This window comes from Paenibacillus sp. FSL P4-0081, from assembly GCF_000758565.1.
Lineage (GTDB): Bacteria > Bacillota > Bacilli > Paenibacillales > Paenibacillaceae > Paenibacillus_AQ > Paenibacillus_AQ phytohabitans.
This window is the reverse complement of the sequence record NZ_CP009280.1, coordinates 1,527,919-1,543,148: the sequence shown is the minus strand read 5'-3', so window position 1 is coordinate 1,543,148 and position 15,230 is coordinate 1,527,919. Positions and strand designations below refer to the sequence as shown.

Below are 15,230 nucleotides of genomic sequence, written 5' to 3'. Positions count from 1 at the left end.
TAATTTTTATGTGAATTAATATAAAATTCAAGATTTAATGTTATGTTACATAACATGGTATGTGTAGTATTCGGTAGGTTTTTGTTAGTTTTCGAAAAATTCGTAGAAAACGGGAGTAAAACAGAGGATTTTAAAGCAGGATAGTTTTAGGATTTGTTTCCTTTTCTTATACAATACTTTATTTTCACGCAATTAATATAACATTTGTCTCTTTACAGCATCACTCCTTCAATTTATTAAAGGGGTAACGGGTTGAACCGGCAGACTTTTTGTCGTAATTTGTCTAGAAAGCAAATAAACTGGCACCTCTTACACCGGGAGGTCCAGCTTATTTGCCTGATATACTCTGCAGACCGTCTAACGTTTAGTCCAAATAAACCGCCTTACCCGTCTGTGCAGATTCATAGATAGCCTCCAGAATCCGTGAGACCACATAAGCCTGTTCAGGAGTCACGACCGGATCTTTATCCTCTTCAATGGCTTCAATCCACTTTCTCAATTCCACATCCGTAGCCTTCTCTGTTTTCCCTTCATAGAAAGCTACTCCTCCGGCATCAAGCTCAATTTCATTCGTGTACAGCTTACTATGCTTCTCCCCGTTAATTCTGAGACCATTCTTCATATCCGCACCTGCTTCCGTTCCGCTTAAGCTGCACTTGGCTTCATCCACATCCAGCGAATTAAGCGCCCAGCTCGCTTCCAGCGTAATCGTTGCGCCATTCTCCATCACAATCATCCCGAAGGCGGAGTCTTCCACGGTGAATTTCTTCGGATCCCAGGGTCCCCAGGCATTTGCAGCCTCTTCTTTCCTGGAAAGCTCATGGTATTTGGTACCCAGTACAACCTTCGGCTTATAATTGTCCATCATCCAGAGCGTCAGATCAAGCGCGTGGGTTCCGATATCAATAAGCGGGCCTCCGCCCTGCTTCTCCTCATCCAGAAAAACACCCCAGGTCGGAACCGCTCTACGTCTGATCGCATGCGCTTTCGCATAATAGATATGGCCAAGCTCCCCTGCTTCGCAAACCTTTTTCAAATATAAGCTGTCTTGTCTGAACCGGTTGTCATAACCGATCGTCAGCTTCTTGCCTGTACGTTTCGCCGCCTCGGCCATACGCTTGGCATCTGCCGCTGTTTTGGCCATTGGCTTCTCACACATCACATGCTTTCCCGCTTCTAATGCCGCAATAGAGATATCCGCATGCGCATCATTTGGAGTAAGCACATGGACAATATCAATAGAAGCATCCTTCAATAATTCCAGATAATCCGTATAGACAACAGCATCCGCGTTTCCATATTGTTCTGCAGCCGACTCCGCCCGTTCCTTAATAATGTCGCAAAAGGCAACCACCTGGACCTTATCCTGTCTGCTCAAGCTCGGAAGATGCTTCCCGTTCGCAATGCCTCCACATCCGATAACTCCAACACGATACACTTTGCTCATATCCTCTCATCCTCACTTTTAATTTAATTTTTTGGACTTGCGGTAGGCCGCCGGAGTCATCCCGAGCCGCTTGCGGAAAACCGAATGCAGATAGGTCGCATTTGTAAACCCTTCGGACTCAGCAATGTGTTCTATCGGCAGGGTGCTAGCTTCAAGCTTGCTGCATACGGCCTGCAACCTTATCTCTTCAAGAATCCGGCTGAACGTTCTATCCGGATCGATCTGTTTAAATATCCGCTGCAGCTGCCTGGAGCTGATATTCAGCTTCTCAGCCACATTCTCCAGGGTCACGGTTGCTGAAGAATTCGCCTCCATGTATTGAATGGCATATTGATAGCGGTAGGCCAACATATCCCGGACCGGTGCCGAGGTTCCCATCCCGCCTGCATCGTAAGCTCTGGTTACCTTCAATAAAATACTGATCACAAGATGTTTAATAGAAGTATAATATCCCGTAAGCTTGCCGTCGCAGGCCTCATACGCTTCAAGAAAGCATCTCATAGCCTTGTGATAATCCTGCGCAGGTACAGGGGGAAGCTTCCTCAGCTTCTCAACGCATTCCTCGGCTTCCGCAACCTCCCATGAATCCGCATCTTCTCTGAGCTTTTCCGCAATATTGACATGCAGACACAACTCATCCATCGCCTCTTCCGGGTCCGCTTCCTGACGATGCATCACTCCCGGTCCGGTTAAGTAGAGCATTCCTTCCGTTAAAGCATACGCCTGCTCGCCAAGAATGACCGTTCCCTTGCCCCGTGGTATGAAATGAAATTCAAATTCAGCATGGTTATGGAAATCAATGACCTTTCCCGGCGGAAAAGAGGTCAAATGAAACCGGAGAACTGAAATTTCATAATGTCCCCACAGGATTGAAATATCCAGTCTTTCAAGCATATCCTGCTTCTCAAACATAATCCCGAAAGGAAAATGGCTCATTATAATCCTCCTGCTTAAGCTAAGCTCTTCATGGATGAGTGATCAGGCGTTCAATTCGTCTAACCGGATAACACGGCCTGCCTTCGCGGAGAGATTCGCCGCCTCCATTAACCTTGTAAGCTCAGTTGCGATTTGAATATTCTCGGCAGCAATCGTGTTGTTCTGAATGTGGGTGACCCATTGTTGAAATGCACTCTCCCGGTGGCCCTGCAGAGGCACATCTATCCAGGAATCCCCTTTGTCTGGCGCTTTAGTACTTCTAACGAGCAGCTTCTCTTCAGGCGTTCCGTATAAAAGGGTTCCTTCCGTTCCATGCACTTCGATCGTAAACGGTGAGTAGCTATTCACGAATCCGGCTTCCACCACACCAATAGCCCCTGAATCGGTATAGAGCGTCGCCACCGCGTTGTCTTCCACTTCCTTGCCTGTTACATATCCAAAGTTCGCACTTACACCGGTCACTTCTTGACCCAGAAAGAGCCTGGTCAGGTACATGGGATGACAGCCAAGGTCAATTAAGGCACCGCCCTGGCATTGCTCCAAGCTAAAGAAATGTTCGGGAAGCCAGTTTGCAGTTGCACCATTATGAGATAAGCGGACTCTGACATACGTTATTTCTCCAAGCAGTCCCTGGTTTAGAATTTCTTGAACCGATAAAGTATAACCATCATTTAGACGCGGGAGGGAAACCGTTAGCTTCACCCCATGACCCGAGACTTCTGACAGGATTTCATTGACCTCACTCAACGTTGCAGCCACAACCTTTTCGGTGAAGATGTGCTTGCCGGCTTGGGCAGCCGCAATGATGATATCCCGGTGCTGACAGGTTGGCGCGTCGACAATAACGGCATCTATATCCTTCCGGGCAAGCAGGTCTTCCAAGGAATCAAAAAACGGAACATTCAAGCTGTCCGCAGCCTTCTTGCCGCGCTCCGCATCCTCGTCCCACACCGCAGCGATTTCAGTATCACTATGTTCCTGCGCCTGCTTCGTATAATCCCAGGCATGCACATGCCAAAAGCTGATTTTGCCAATCCTAATGCTCATTCTCTTGCACCTCCATATATATTATTCTGACATTACCTATAAGGTATCATATAACATGCAGGTTTTTTAGTAGATAAATGCGACAATAACTATATGTAATTACGACATCAAAAAGGAACCCGCATACTTCAAGGCTTCACATCGCTCTGACTGGATGAACGCAAAAAAAGAAGCTCAAAATGAGCTCCTTCTGTATTAATACGTATGAATAGTTGCAGGAACGGAGAGAGAGGGATACTCTCACTGCGCGAGAGATTGCGAAGAATCCCTAACGAAGCTTATGCTCCAACGAACCACTGAGGGTTCTCATCCCTAACAGGGAAGTATATCATACGGAGAGAGAGGGATTCGAACCCTCGCACCGCTTACGCAGTCTAACCCCTTAGCAGAGGGTCCCCTTATAGCCACTTGGGTATCTCTCCAAGTAATGGCTCCCCGAACAGGACTCGAACCTGTGACAACTCGATTAACAGTCGAGTGCTCTACCAACTGAGCTATCAGGGAACATTAACATGAACAAGGATTAATTTATCATGATTCTTTAGGTTAGTCAAGCTTAGCGAAAGAGATTGTAAGAACGTTTACAAACTATACAAATTTCCTTGGGACTACACCCATTCTCCGTCCAAAGGTACAGCGACACGGTTAAGCAGTTCCTCTTGTTCAAGGCGGAGCTTCAGCAGTTTACGGGTAACGTGGCAGTGGTTAATGGCATCCATATGAACGGCAATCACGGATGCTTCCGGGGCTGCATGGCATACATCCACAATATCCTGTTCGTTCATAGTGATATGTCCTCCGCTTACGAAGCTTGCTCCTCCGGCATTCACGACGATAACTTCCGGGTGATAATCATCAAGTACCTGCCGGACTTCGCCGCACCAGATTGTGTCTCCCGCCAGATACAGATCGGGTTCTCCTTCCGCCTGGAATACGAAACCGGAGACTTTGCCCATTCTCTCCCCAATCTCTCCCGTTCCATGGCGGCCATCAGTACGCGTCAGGGTTACTCCACGCACAGAAGCTGCCGCACTGTCTTTAATCTCTGTTACTTGGGCGAAGCCCTGCGCTGTAATTTTCTCTCCATCTCCCTCCTGGCATAGTACCGGAAGCTCAGGCGACAAAAGCTCTGCCGCCGCTGCATCCCAGTGATCCTGGTGGAGGTGCGTCACGAGTACAGCATCCGGCTCCAGCCACTGCTCTACAAGCCCCGGTAAAGAAACCAGCGGATTCCGCTGCTCATTCGTGGTATTTATAATTGGCGGATTGACTCCCTGTGCACTCAGCATCGGGTCAACCAGAAAGGTTACGCCGCCGTATTCCAGCCATAATGAGGCGTGGCGGATCAGTTGGATTTTCATAATAAACACCTCTTTCTTATACTTGTGCTTGGGTTCTGCTACAATTAATTATAAATCGGCCGCAGATAAGAATACATTGTGCCGCGAAAGAGATTAGCCTGTTCTACTTTCACCCGGAAAGGAAATTACACTTATGATGCCCTACCTCATTGACGATACGGATTACCGCATCTTACAGCTTCTCATAGAAGACTCTACATTAAGCCACAAAGATATCGGAGCTGAAGTTCACCTGACCGGCCAAGCCGTTGGCGCGCGTATCCGCAGAATGCGGGAGCTGGAGATTATTGAAGGCTACACTATCCGCTGGAACCCGCTCCGGATCGGGCAGAATATGCATGCTTTTATTACGGTTTTTCTCAGCACCAACGCCGCTCATCTGCCCTTCCAGAACTTTGCGAAGAACCATACGAGTGTCGCGGAGCTGTACCGCATCAGCGGGGAGGGCTGCTATTGGATGCGCGTACGTACCGTGAATCAGGAAGCGCTGACTGCTTTTCTCGATGAGCTGCTGAGGTACGGCAATTACCGGGTCAACCTGGATATGGGCCAGATCAAGTAGTTCTGTTGCAGGCTGAGGGCAGGTATAGGGCAGACAGAGGGCAGCAGAAGGCAAACAGAGCGAACCTTTTGTAAGGCTTGCCTTCCTTGCGGATAGGGGGCGAGGTTAAAGTCATAGTTAGAAACAAGTTATCCGGGCTGCGAATTAATTGGTTCTCTAGGAGTTGCACCCGCGAACGTGCTCACGATAGAACTACGTATGGAATCATCCATAAGACCGGCAGCGGAAGTAGCTATGGAACCAGCAGTGGGAGTAGCTATGGAATCAGCAGTGAGACCGCCCTAGGAAAACTTCAGCAAAAATTTCGACGAAAATATTATTTGCAACTGCAGATGAAAATTTAAAACACTCTCCACTCTGTATGCCCCGCTCAGCCGACTTTGGGTAAAATTATAGCTACTCTTCCTATATGAGCGGGAGTACTGGAGAATTGTTACCTTCAGATCCGGAATTGTTGTACTTTTTGCAAGATTTTTGGCGGTTTGGCGGTTGTGAACCCACATTGTTGTACTTTTTGCAAGAATTCTGACGGGTTGGCAGTTTTGAGCCTCAAATTGTTGTATTTTCTGCAGGATTTCTGGTAAGTAGGTAGTTTTGAACCATACATTGTTGTATTTCCTGCAAGATTTCAGCCGTCTCGCACCTCTCTGTCCCACCAATCTGCCGGCTTCGGGCGATATTAAACACACTTCTGCGTCTCCCTCCCTCCCTTCTGCCAACTTTAGCTAATTTTCAAACACACTTCTGCATCTCTCCTTTTCTCCATTCTGCCGACTTTCAGCTAATTCAAAGACACGTCTGCGTCTCCGTCCTACCTCGAGTGAGATCAACAACACTTCTGCATCTCCTCCCCTCCATTCTGCCGACTTTCAGCTAATTCAAAGACACGTCTGCGCTTCGATTTCCTCTTTAGTCCACTTCCTGAGAATTAAAAGCACTGCCTCCTGGCCTAGATAAAAATAAGCCGCCGCGAAGGAAGACGGGGGAAATCCCGCGTTCCTTTGCGGCGGCTTGTAGGTTGTTCGTTAAGCCGTAACGACTAGCGGCTACTCGTTCAGCAGCTTGCCCGCACGGAGCAGGCGGGTCAGAATAACGGCGGTTTCTGCACGGCTGGTGTTGCTGTCCGGCGCAAAGTATCCGGCGGATTGGCCGTTCATAATGCCGGTGGCGGTTAATGTGTCTACAGCTTCCTTAGCCCAAGCAGAGATACTGGCAGCATCCTTAAATGTGCCTGGCCCCGGCAGTGCTGACGCAGAAGCTGCTTCATTAATTGCTGCATTGGCGTGAAGCAGCTTCCAGGCTCTGGCGGCCATGACCGCCATCTGCTCTCTGGTGATCATCGCATCCGGACGGAAGGAACCGTCCGCGTAGCCTTGAACCAGCCCCAACAATACGGCGGTCTCCGCGTCAGCGGCGTACCAGGAGCTGGCCTGCACATCGCGGAAAGCGACGGCTGCAGCCGGCAGCGCATCCGGCTGCAGGCCAAGCGAGCGGACCAGCATGGACGCGAATTCCGCCCGGCTGACGGTACGCTGCGGCGCAAAGACACCGGCCGACTGGCCGTTCACAATCAATCTGCTGGCCAGCAGATTGATCTCATCCTTGGCCCAGTGAGCGTAGATATCGCCGAAGCCTGCCGGATTCACGGCAACGGCCATTATACCTCCGGCCAAGCTGCTCTTAACGGTAACCCGGGTCACACCTGCCCCGGATTCGAATACTGCCGGAACGTAACGAAAGGTTCCGTCCTTGGCATTATAGACCAGCGCCACTGCTGTCTTGACGTCCATTACTTCGTTAATGGTGAATGTACGCTCGACATGTACAGTGCCGAAGCTTCCGGCCGGCAATGAGGTCTTGCCGTCCGTAACATTCAAGGTGAAGCCTGCCGGCGTTCCCTTCACCTTATAGTTCTGCTTGCCTGCAGCGGCAAGCAGCCCCGCAAGCTCCGCGCCTGTCTGCGGCGCGAGCTTGAACTCCAGCGTTCCATCAGGCAGCTTCGCGCCCTTCAGAACGCTGTCCGCCAGGGACAGCGGGAGACGGTAGGACGCGTCCCCGCTCCGCACCACCAGTACAGCGTCTGGACTCGCCGCTGCCGCTGCCCGCAAGGCAGTCCCGCTGAAGCGTGCGGAACCCTCTGCATTAGCCGCCACTTCAATTACCTTCTGCCCGGCGGCAATACTCTTGAGCTGCGCATCGTTATTAGCCGCAGGCACAATCACGGACGCCGGGGTAGCCGCAGGAGTTGCCTGCGGGTTCGGGTTCGCATTCGGACTCGGAGACGCCGTCGGACTTGGAGTCGGACTTGGAGCCGCCGTTGGACTCGGAGTCGGACTTGCAGCCGCAGTCGGACTCGGACTTGGAGTTCCCGGATCCACAGGATCAACCGGGTCGACAGGGTCAGCAGCCGATATCACAAGATCATACACTCTTGTGCTGCCAAGGGCAGACACGGTAAAGGTAGTGTTCCCTTTAGCAACTGCCTGCAGCTTCCCTTCTTCCACAGTGGCAAGGCTGCTGCCTGCAATACTGATGACTGCCTGTGCAGTGATATCTGTACCTTTCTGATCCAGTACCTGCAGCTTGGAGCTGGTTCCCTCTTTTAATACCACAGGTCCGGTCTGTCCATCCCCAAGCTTGATCGAGAATGGCTTGACGCTGCTTGCGATACCTTGATTCTTCTCCAGAACCGTAAATGTTGACGAGGTGTTCGCCACCAGATTCATCCGCTCCCCGCGGATAATCAGGTTATCAGCCAGCAGACTGCCTCTCATCTCCTTCGTAATCTCTACTCCGTTAGTGCCTGCTCCATCGATCACGTTATCTGTTAGGGTGATTCCGTCCATATTCAGATTACCGTGGACGATGAGCCCGGAATAGGTGCTGTCCAGCGCAATGTTATTGCGGATTAGCACATTGCTGTTGATGTTATTTTCCCCGGTATAGAGCCATATTGCCCCCAGATTCACACCATAGCCGGAATCATAACTGCCGGTACGCAGCAGGGTGTTCCGCTCCACAACGGTCGTGCCCTGGAACGGCTCTGCGCTGAAGCGTGTGGATACAGCAATCCCCGCTCCGTTCGTCACCGTGTCCTTCACAATATTGTCCTGGATCTTATTATCCTTGCCGCCGAACACGACGATATTATCAGCCAGCCACGGCAGAGATACATTGTTAAAGCGTACCGTATTATTAAAGCTTGGCGTCCGCTCGCTGCCGTTGACATCATTCAGCCCGGCATCGGTGAAGGACCACATGGCGATACCATCATCGCCCGGATAGCGGATATCGCTCTGCTCCATCATGCTGTTCCCTGTACCTACAGCGAAGTTGATCCCGTCCGCCATCAGGTTGCGGATACGCAGCCCGGCCATATAGAGGCCATTGGTGCGCGCTTTCTCACCTTTGGGCTGGGTCAGCCATAAGCCTGCTTTGGTATGCTCAATCCATACATTCTGAATGACCGAACCTTGACCGAAGGCGCCGTGAAAAGCATTCGTAACCGCCTCATCGTCACGCACGTTAATGCCGCCCTCAATCAGCAGATCGTATACGCCGGTCTTGCCGCCGTGGCCGTAGAACTTGGCGCCGTTCAGCGTCGTGTACCACATGCCTGCGCCGCGGATCTCCGCATCGTCCAGATCCAGCAGTCCGCTGCCGACATTGAAGCTGCCTTCCGGGAACCAGACGCCTGCATCCTGAGCTTCGGCTACGGCAAGTGCAGCCTTAAATGCAGCAGTATCATCGCCATCATCCCCGGCAATGGCTCCAAAATCAGTGACAGACAGGAAGCCCTCAGGCTGAGCCAGCGCAGGTGCAACCTGCTCCATATCCGCCAGATCGATTACATAAGAGGCGGCATGATCATCCGCGCTTTTCTCAAGGCGGATTACTGCTCCTGCCGGAGCCTCACCGATCAGCGCATGAATCTCGTCATAGAAGCGGTGTCCGCTGCCTTGACGCGGGTCATTCGACCATGGGTAGCTGCCGTATTCCCAGGCGTATTTTGACGTGAGATTAAGCACCCGGCGTTCCCCATTCACGAAGAGCGACAAGGTTTCCTCTGCTCCCGCCCCATCCGGACTGTCCGGTATGGAATAACGGAGTACGATTGAATTCGCAGGTTTGGCCAGCGTAAACTCCACATACTCGCCGGTGTTTTTCAGGATGACTGCTTCGCGTCCTGAAGCCTCCGAAGCCAGACTGCGGTATTTCCGTGAAGGCGTGACCAGCGTTCCATTCGTAACGGCATCCTCCGCTTCATAGCTGATATAAGGAAGCGTAGCTCCGCGGTAGGTTTTATTGATGCTATCTTTGACAGTCAGGCTATCGATTGTGATCCCGCTCGATGACGCTTCTGCGTTACTGAATGAAACCGTATTGATTCCTGTCCGCAGGTCAAGCGTAAGCTCAGCCGTCTGCCATACGGAAGCGGAGGCTCTGGCAGCAAGGCTTACATCGCCCTGCTTAAGACCATTGACCAGGGTCTCCAGCTCAGCCGCAGCGGCGGAAGCATTCCGGTAACGGAGCACAACGTCGTATTCCCCCGCTACATCAGCATTCACGGCAAACCGCAGCACCCCGTCCCCATGAAAAGCCTCTTGCCCGGCATACACAGCATCCTGAGCTACGGGAATGAAGCTCCACAGAGCGTCCTGTGCTTCAACAGCCCCCAGTTGAACTCCTGCTTCCCCGTGAGCAAGAGCAGATTGCTTATCCGCACTTAACAGCAGCCGGTATCCCAGTTTATCCTTGATATTCCACTGCGAATCTTCCTTGTCACCGGAATCCACGAGGACAACAGCGCCCTCCTGATCGCGCGCAAGATAATGGCCCGTCTGAACGTTCATCACCCGGTTCCGGCCATTGAAATCCTGCACCAGCCACTGCGCCTGGGCAGGACTTACGGAAGCATCAGCATAAACCAGCTTGCCGTCCTTTTCCGCCACTATCGTGCCGTCCATTCCTTGCGGTGCAATGGTAATGATATTCGTGTCGTTCTGGACCGGTGTAGCCGTATCCGTGTTTCTGGCTTCGCCTTCCGGCATGCTAAAGTCCTGCGGCGCAGCTTCCAGGGTCCACTGCACTGAGTTCTCAGTGTCCAGCAGCAATGCGCGCTCAGCATACCCCGTCTTATTCTGCAAATGGATGTACTCATCGTTATATTCACCGTAGAGACTGCGGATGGTGTAATGCTTGGCATCTGCAGCGAGACTGACATCCCATGCTGAAGCGCCGGTATCCGCCGGATCACCGCCGGTACTCTCCAGGAAGGAGTAATCACTATTTAGAGTAATCTAATGGCCCGTGGCACGATTCACGATATATTGCTGCCCTGCATCCGTAACGATACTCCAGTGCGAGTAACCATTATCTGAAGCAGGCTGGCCGTACAGCACAACTCCGTGTTCGTTCTCATACAGGTAATCTCCGGTGCCTGCATTTTTGAACCGGACAGGGGCGGCTGGAAGCGGCGGTACCGGTTCGAAAACAGGCTCAGCAGTAAACTGCGCACTGTCCCTGACGGCAGCATCCGCAGCCTTGCTAATCCGGATTACCGGATAGCCGTTATCATCAGCGGCGCCATACAGGTAATGGCCTGCCCAGGCACTTTTGAAGGTAGGACGTCCGGATTCCTGCATATCAACTATCCATCTGATGCTTGCCCAGACGTCATATACCGTCTGCTCCGTCCGGACGGGGCCCGCGGGCTCTTCCTGTTCAATGACCGCTGCCAGACTCTCCAGGGAAATGTACCTGCCGGTCCCTCTATTCTTAATCTTTACCGCACCGTTACTGCCCGGTATGTCGATCAGCTGCCAGACGAAGGAATCGTCTCCGGGAATAAGCTCTCCGTAAGTAGCCTGACCGACCGTGGGATCAGCAGCACCGCCACCGCCACCCGCACCAGCAGTTGCAGTATCACCTGCATCCAGAGCGAGCAATGCCTCTTCCTCTTTAGCAGCCTTCTCCGCTATATCCTCCAGGTCTCCGACAGCCTGATCCTGCGGATCATACACATCCGCTGTAACTGTACCGTCATTAACCGGAAGTGTAACCTTCAGCACAGGAGCAGGAACAGCATCATCCTTAAGATACTGATCGGCCCCGTTCACTCCATCCAGCTTGAAGCGGAACAAATCATGTTTCTTCTCGGTTACGGGTACGAACTTCCACTTGGGACTGCCCCAATCGGGATTGATCACCCCATATTCGGCATATTTGGTCAGATTCTGCAAAGAAATATACTTCAGTGGACGCTTATTCGGCTCCTTATCCAGCACACTCGCGATCACATAGGTGCTGTCGCCGGTATTTCTGCCGGTCCAGATGTACGCCGGATCCACATTATCCTTACCGTCAAGCGGAGCCACTGAAATATGACCATCCGGCATCTGCGCTACATTCATGTAGTGGCCTGTTTTTTTATTCTGAAAAAGCTTGCGGCCATTGTACTTCTCAATCAGCCACTGGTCTGACCCGTCCTCCTGCATATTGCCGTATTTCAGCACACCGTCGCTGCTCTCATACCAGTAGAAGGACTGCCAGGTATTCTGAATCCGGTAATAATGAAGGGAGCCGTCTGTCGGGACGTCCGGATCAAGCAGCTGCCACTGGGCAGACAGCGAGCTTGCATCAGAGCCTGCGCCGGCATGTCCGCCTCCCAGCAGAGACAGATAGTTTCCCGGAGTCCCTACATTCTCAATCGTCTGGTAGTCATCATAATCATCCGATTCATTGAAATCCCACTGATCGGAAGGCAGACTACTATTCATCGTCACGGCAGCAGCGGCACCATCCGCATAGTTCAGATAATGTCCTGTTGCTGCATTGCGGATGCGTTTATGGCCGTCATAGTCCTCGGCGTACCACAGGTATTGACTCTCATCTGCTGCATCCGGGGCGATAACCCCATGCTGGAGCTCGCCGCCTGCAGCTTCATACAGGAAATCGGTTGCTACTTGCGCATCGGTATAGGTGGCAATCCGCACCGGCTGCAGCTCGCTAACCGTGACGATCCGCCACTGCGCACTTGGATTGCCTCCCCAGCCCGGCCAATTGTTGGAGCGCACATCGCTGTCACCGTCATACTGGGGATTGAGCCATAATGCATTCCCGCCGTCGGTCAGACCCTGATTGCGGAAGGTTACAAGCCCTGCCTCCGGGGTGCCTGGCGCCGGCTCTTGGACCCACTCACTCAGATTTGCTTTGGCCGGATCAATCTCAGCCGAGAAGACCCCATACCAATGCTCTTCATTCTGCTTGATGTAGTGTCCGGTCGCCCGGTTGCGGATCAACAGTGTCCCGGAATCTGTACCCGGTTCCAGAAACCACTGTGCTGCCTCATTACTGAGCGGCTGTGCACCGTGCTGTACCTTCCCCTCATTCTCAAACATGACGTTGCCCGGGCGCATCACACTTTCGATCCGGACAGGCGCTGCATTCAGACTCACAAAAGCCCACTGCGGACTCTCAAACGTAATGTTGATATCCGCACTGGCCTGGGCATACCCCAGCTGATTCTCCTCATGGATGACCAGCTTGCTCTCCTGAGCCGTCGCACTGCGGATGACCATATAGCCGGCTCTGTTTGAAGTATCTATCAGCCATTGGTCAGCGGTGCTCCCCCCGCCCGGGGCAGCAGCTGCCTTGAGTGAATCCTCTTTGCCCGCATTGCCTTCAAGCGTAATGAAATGGCCGGTCTTCACATTCTGAATCCGTGATAAGCCGCCCTCCGTGACCACATTCCAATGGGAAGAGGTATCCGCCGGGTTAGTCATTCCGTAGCGGACAACGCCTTCGCTTGTCTCATACAAAAAATTGCTCTTCCACTTGTTCTTAATCAGAACAGTACCCGCTGGAATTTGCGCTGCGCCTGTTCCCAGGACACCCTCTGCATGGACGGAACCTCCTGTTCCCGCCAGAGACAGGTTCGGAAAAATAAGCAACAGCGCCAGCAGTCCCGCGACCACGGACCTGAATCGTTTCATAAGTGCGCCCCCTCTAACTAAAATGGACTTCTTTTTCATCTTAGTTTGGTAACGCTTACAAAACGATGTGTGATTTTATCCATCCACAGGTGTATTTGTACGTACATGCTTAAGGCGGGCTGTAGCCGCTGTAATTGACAAAAGCCCCGGTTCGCAGGATAGTTAACTCATTCAGCCGCCAAGTTGTCCATACTTGAACGGATGGAACTAATTCTACGGAGGCATTCATGAATAACAAGATCGAACAACCCCGAATCCCGGAACCGGAGCTATTGCTGCCGCAGCAGATTCACTCTCTGTCTTCCAAGGACGAATTCAGCCGCTGTCTCATTTCCGGAGCGCTAATTGAATACCAGGATGCTGCCAGAGTGTCCTTTGATAAGGTTATTTTCAAAAATGTAACGATCACTGAATCCTCTCTGCACGGCATTGAGCTAACCGATGTCATCTTCGATCATTGTGACCTGTCCAATGTCGATTTCAGCGATGCCTTCATGCATAGGACAGAATTCAGGGATTGCCGTTTGATTGGCACGGACTTCACGAGAGCGAGGCTTCAAAATGTATCGGTGACCGGGTGCATCGGGGAGTTCGCGGTGTTCCGGTTTGCTAATTTCAAAGGAGCCTCCTTCGAGCGCAGCTCGCTGATCAGCGCCGATTATTATCAGTCCACCTTAAGCGGCCTCTATTTCTCGGAATGCAATCTGGATCAGGCCACACTGGCCGGGTGCAAGCTGAAGGATATCGATCTGAGCGATTGCGAGTTCACCGGCCTCGTGGTGGACCTCCAGGACCTGGACGGCTGTGTAATCTCTGCGGAGCAGGCGGCTTCTTTCGCCGGACTGCTGGGCCTGGTGATTAAATATTAAGTAGCCGGACCCGCACCTGCCTCCAGGGTGACCAGCTTCAGCTTGCCCGAACATTTCCCGCAGCGGTAACGCTTCGGATCGGCTCTGCGTTTGCGCAGATATTCGGTGGCACAGGCCACGCACACCAGCTTGTACCGGTAAGGCTGCGGCTTCCTCGCCTTGGCTCCCGGCAGTGTCTGGCAGTAGCGGCTGCCCCCGACCCGGGCGAGCAGTGTTTTGAAATCGGCATCCCGGTGCATATATCCCCGCTTCGCCAGATGCAGATGGTAATGGCAGAGCTCATGCTTGATGATTTTCTCCGTCTCCTCCCGGCCGTGGATGGCAAGCTGCTGGGGATTGATCTCTATATTATGGCTTTTGGTAAAATATCGTCCGCCCGTTGTCGTAAGTCTGCTGTTAAAGCTGGCTGTATGCCGGAAAGGCACGCCGAAGCTGTTCAGTGACACCTGCTCGATCCACTGCTGCAGCTCTTCGTTACTCATACTTATCATAGCGCTCCTTCACGGCTCCTCTCCTTAAGGAAATAAGATCTCTACTTGAATTGTAACTTGCCCATAGGCTACACTGTCAAGAAGGAAGACAAGTCCGGAGGGAGAATGAGTTATGCCGAAAATGCGGTATGTAATTTTGCAGCAGGATCAGGAACTGCAGTTCGTGGAGATGCCGGAGGAGTATGCTTACCAGCTGAGCGCCCTCAATCTTCGCCTGAATAAAGAAATTGACAAGCTGACTGCGGAGAATGTACCCGGTCTGCCGCGGGCGATTGCCGAGTGCGATTCCCTGGAGCTGCTGCGTGAGGAGCATCACCTGGAGTCCGGGCTGGCATATATCAACCGTCTGGAAAATGCTTTTGCCTCTATACAAGAGACTGAGTATCCGCTGATCTCGCTATTAACGGAAATCCGCGCGCTGCAGGCCCAGCTTGAGCAATGGTATGAAGAGGAAGAGGAAAGTGTGCAGTAGCTGGCAGTTGTATGGATGGAGCTGTAAGGCTAATTACCACATGTAAATGAA

10 protein-coding genes and 2 tRNA genes are annotated in these 15,230 nt (G+C 52.1%); 3 read left to right on the top strand and 9 right to left on the bottom strand.

Translation table 11 applies throughout. The features are described 5' to 3' along the window. Positions 1-364 precede the first annotated feature (364 nt). The 6 genes from P40081_RS06625 to P40081_RS06600 form a co-directional block, all read right to left on the bottom strand. Entirely contained in the window at positions 365-1,447 is a 1,083-nt protein-coding gene (locus P40081_RS06625) for a Gfo/Idh/MocA family protein (RefSeq protein WP_042134256.1), read from the bottom strand. A gap of 18 nt (positions 1,448-1,465) precedes the next feature. Further along, positions 1,466-2,383 carry a helix-turn-helix domain-containing protein gene (locus tag P40081_RS06620; protein ID WP_197074338.1) on the bottom strand — a complete coding sequence of 306 codons (918 nt, stop codon included), beginning with the start codon at positions 2,381-2,383 and terminating at the stop codon, positions 1,466-1,468. Between the two features lie 42 nt (positions 2,384-2,425). Beyond that, positions 2,426-3,430 carry a Gfo/Idh/MocA family protein gene (locus P40081_RS06615; RefSeq protein ID WP_042134252.1) on the bottom strand — a complete coding sequence of 335 codons (1,005 nt, stop codon included), beginning with the start codon at positions 3,428-3,430 and terminating at the stop codon, positions 2,426-2,428. A 333-nt stretch (positions 3,431-3,763) separates the two neighbouring features. Next, positions 3,764-3,852 (bottom strand) — tRNA-Ser (locus P40081_RS06610). A 6-nt stretch (positions 3,853-3,858) separates the two neighbouring features. Next, a tRNA-Asn gene (locus P40081_RS06605) sits at positions 3,859-3,934 on the bottom strand. Between the two features lie 104 nt (positions 3,935-4,038). After that, on the bottom strand, positions 4,039-4,791 hold the full coding sequence (locus P40081_RS06600) for an MBL fold metallo-hydrolase (protein WP_042134250.1): 753 nt from the start codon (positions 4,789-4,791) through the stop codon (positions 4,039-4,041). Positions 4,792-4,924: 133 nt separating this feature from the next. Between P40081_RS06600 and P40081_RS06595 the strand changes: the two genes are divergently transcribed. Further along, positions 4,925-5,353: an Lrp/AsnC family transcriptional regulator gene (locus tag P40081_RS06595; protein ID WP_179093399.1), complete on the top strand. Its 429-nt coding sequence runs from the start codon at positions 4,925-4,927 to the stop codon at positions 5,351-5,353. Positions 5,354-6,399: 1,046 nt separating this feature from the next. On the opposite strand, the gene P40081_RS36215 is transcribed toward P40081_RS06595, so the two are convergent. After that, positions 6,400-10,500: an S-layer homology domain-containing protein gene (locus P40081_RS36215; RefSeq protein ID WP_052421699.1), complete on the bottom strand. Its 4,101-nt coding sequence runs from the start codon at positions 10,498-10,500 to the stop codon at positions 6,400-6,402. A gap of 153 nt (positions 10,501-10,653) precedes the next feature. Next, entirely contained in the window at positions 10,654-13,347 is a 2,694-nt protein-coding gene (locus P40081_RS06580) for an RICIN domain-containing protein (protein ID WP_042134246.1), read from the bottom strand. A 227-nt stretch (positions 13,348-13,574) separates the two neighbouring features. Here P40081_RS06580 and P40081_RS06575 point away from each other — a divergent pair, with 227 nt between their 5' ends. After that, entirely contained in the window at positions 13,575-14,216 is a 642-nt protein-coding gene (locus P40081_RS06575) for a pentapeptide repeat-containing protein (RefSeq protein ID WP_042134244.1), read from the top strand. On the opposite strand, the gene P40081_RS06570 is transcribed toward P40081_RS06575, so the two are convergent. After that, positions 14,213-14,698, bottom strand: a complete 486-nt coding sequence (locus P40081_RS06570) for a SprT family protein (RefSeq protein ID WP_081969846.1) — start codon at positions 14,696-14,698, stop codon at positions 14,213-14,215. The two genes, P40081_RS06575 and P40081_RS06570, sit on opposite strands and share 4 nt — an antisense overlap. A gap of 121 nt (positions 14,699-14,819) precedes the next feature. Between P40081_RS06570 and P40081_RS06565 the strand changes: the two genes are divergently transcribed. Then, a complete protein-coding gene (locus P40081_RS06565; RefSeq protein WP_039296308.1) occupies positions 14,820-15,179 on the top strand; it encodes a hypothetical protein in 360 nt (119 codons plus the stop codon). The last annotated feature ends 51 nt before the right edge of the window (positions 15,180-15,230 follow it).

Excerpts from the sequence above, each read along its gene's own strand:
- P40081_RS06620 (WP_197074338.1), bottom strand. The coding sequence starts at position 2,383 with ATGAGCCATTTTCCTTTCGGGATTATGTTTGAGAAGCAGGATATGCTT.
- P40081_RS06600 (WP_042134250.1), bottom strand. The coding sequence starts at position 4,791 with ATGAAAATCCAACTGATCCGCCACGCCTCATTATGGCTGGAATACGGC.
- P40081_RS06595 (WP_179093399.1), top strand. The coding sequence starts at position 4,925 with ATGATGCCCTACCTCATTGACGATACGGATTACCGCATCTTACAGCTT.
- P40081_RS06580 (WP_042134246.1), bottom strand. The coding sequence starts at position 13,347 with ATGAAACGATTCAGGTCCGTGGTCGCGGGACTGCTGGCGCTGTTGCTT.
- P40081_RS06625 (WP_042134256.1), bottom strand. The coding sequence starts at position 1,447 with ATGAGCAAAGTGTATCGTGTTGGAGTTATCGGATGTGGAGGCATTGCG.
- P40081_RS06615 (WP_042134252.1), bottom strand. The coding sequence starts at position 3,430 with ATGAGCATTAGGATTGGCAAAATCAGCTTTTGGCATGTGCATGCCTGG.
- P40081_RS06565 (WP_039296308.1), top strand. The coding sequence starts at position 14,820 with ATGCCGAAAATGCGGTATGTAATTTTGCAGCAGGATCAGGAACTGCAG.
- P40081_RS06570 (WP_081969846.1), bottom strand. The coding sequence starts at position 14,698 with ATGAGTAACGAAGAGCTGCAGCAGTGGATCGAGCAGGTGTCACTGAAC.
- P40081_RS06575 (WP_042134244.1), top strand. The coding sequence starts at position 13,575 with ATGAATAACAAGATCGAACAACCCCGAATCCCGGAACCGGAGCTATTG.